A 2,261-nucleotide genomic window follows, 5' to 3' on the forward strand; every position below is an offset into this window, starting at 1 on the left:
AGCCGGTCGAGCAGCGCGGTGGTCATCTTTGCGTCTCCGAAGACGGTCGGCCACTCCCCGAATGCGAGGTTGGTGGTGACGATGACGGAAGTCTGCTCATAGAGCTTGCTGATCAGATGGAACAGCAGCTGGCCGCCGGACTGCGCGAATGGCAGGTATCCGAGTTCATCGAGGATGACGAAGTCGAGCCGCATCAGATGTTCTGCAAGCCGGCCTGCCCGTCCGGCACGGGCCTCGGCCTCCAGCCTGTTCACCAGATCGACGACATTGAAGAACCTGCCCCGGGCACCATTGCGGATGACCGCGCGCGCTATGGCCACAGAGATATGGGTCTTGCCGGTCCCGGTGCCGCCAACCAGCACGACATTGCGCTGTTGGCTGAGGAACTCCCCGCTGGCCAGATCTCGCACCAGGGTCTCGTTGATTGGGGTGTCATCGAAGGTGAACTCCTCGATCTCCCGGGCATAGGGCAGCTTGGCGGTGGTGATCTGGTATTTGACCGACCGCGCTTTCTTCTCGTTGATCTCCAACGATCTGGCGGGGTTCGTGCTGGCGGCGCACAGCCACCGCCATGAGTTCGTCATAAGCGGCGCGCATCCCGTAGAGCTTCAACTCGCCCATTGCAGCCATGATGTCAGCACGATCCATCAGCAGGCCCTCCGCAGCAGATCATAACGGGCGCAGTCCGCCACAGGCTCATGGGTCAACTGCAAGGCCGGAGAGGTCAGCAGAAGCGGTGGTGGTTCCGGATCTCGCCTGCGGGATAGAATATTGAGGATTACATCGGCAGAATGGACGCCTTGCGAGAGAGCTTCGGCACATGCCTTTTGAACCACAGGCATCCCTTCCGTCAGCACAGCGCCGAGGACCTTCACCATCTGGCGGTCGCCATCTGAGGAGCCCTGCAGCTTGCGGCGGATCTGTTCAAGAGCTCCGGGAAGAACCCAGTCCTTGAACGGTGCGCCGTTACGCAGCGCCCCGGGTTTGCGAAGCAGAACAGGCACATAATGCCAGGGATTGTAAACCGTTCGGTCCCGGCCGAAGTGACGCGGGTGGTCTCCGACCAGTCGGCCCTCCTGCCGGATCTCGATCCGCTCAGCATAGGCCCTGATCTCGACCTGCCGCCCGACAGCCGTTGCCGCGACGGAGTATTTGTTGTTGTCGAAGCGCACGAGACAGGTCTTTGACACCGCCGCAGGCAGTGAATGGAATCCGTCGAAGCGCCCGGCATAGGGGACAAGGTGCGGGCGCTCTTCCTGGAAGACCTGCCAGACGGTTTTGTCCGTCAGCTCCGGATGCTTGCTGGTTCTGGCCGAGGCGATGCACTTGTCCAGCAGCCAGGCATTCAGTTCCTCGTAGCTCTTGACCCTGACGCGGGGCGCGAAAAACCGCTGACGGACAGTGCCGACCTGGCTCTCCACCTGGCCTTTCTCCCAACCCGCAGCAGGGGTGCAGGCAACGGGTTCGACCAGATAATGGCTGGCCATCTGCAGGAACCGACGATTGTAGAGGCGTTCCTTGCCGGTGAAGATGGTCTCCACCGCCGTCTTCATGTTGTCGTAGATCCCGCGGGTGCAGGTGCCCTTGAAGAAGGCGAAAGCCCTGTCGTGGGCATCGAACACCATCTCCTGCGTCTCGCGCGGATAGGCCCGCACAAAGAACATCCGGCTGTGGCACAGGCGAACATGGGCCACTTTGATGGTGGTGGTCGCCCCATCGATCACCACAACCTCGTGGCTCCAGTCGAACTGATAGGCTTCACCGGGCGCAAAGCTCAGGGGCACGAAGGCGGCAGAAGCGCCTGAACTCTGAGTGCGTGCCCAGTTCGAGGCGTAGCGGCGCACCGCGTCATACCCACCTTCATAACCGAGACCGCTCAGTTCTTCGTAGATCTGTATCAGAGACTGACGTTCCCGGCTGGACCGCGCGGCGTTGACCTCCAGCAGCCGGTTGAGTTCCCCCAGCCAGGCACCCAGCTTCGGGCGCGGCTGCACCGTCCGGGTATAGGTGAACTCGGTAATCCCGGTGCGGATCACCTTCCGCACCACCTTCTTCGACAGCTTCAGGTCACGGCAGATCGTCTTGATCCCCTTGCCCTCGGTGAAATGTAGCCGCCTGATTTTTGCGATTGTCTCCACGATCAGCATCCCGTGCTCGGCCTCCGATAATCATCGAAGGCACAATGGACCCAACCCCCGGTCGGTGGGGTCCATTTTGGACGCCGATCACCCCAGAAGCGGGGTCCTTATTGCAAGCCGTTC

1 protein-coding gene and 1 pseudogene are annotated in these 2,261 nt (G+C 61.3%); both read right to left on the reverse strand.

Going from position 1 to position 2,261, the window contains the following annotated elements:
- Positions 1 to 648, reverse strand: a pseudogene (gene istB, locus BSF79_RS19365) (IS21-like element helper ATPase IstB); the annotation flags it as partial.
- Complete coding sequence (istA, locus tag BSF79_RS19370; protein ID WP_090271472.1) at positions 648 to 2,147, reverse strand: IS21 family transposase; 1,500 nt, start codon at positions 2,145 to 2,147, stop codon at positions 648 to 650. The pseudogene istB and the gene istA, both read right to left, overlap by 1 nt.
- Positions 2,148 to 2,261 lie beyond the last annotated feature (114 nt).

Origin of the sequence: Thalassovita taeanensis (assembly GCF_900110775.1) — a bacterium.
GTDB classification, from domain to species: domain Bacteria; phylum Pseudomonadota; class Alphaproteobacteria; order Rhodobacterales; family Rhodobacteraceae; genus Litorimicrobium; species Litorimicrobium taeanense.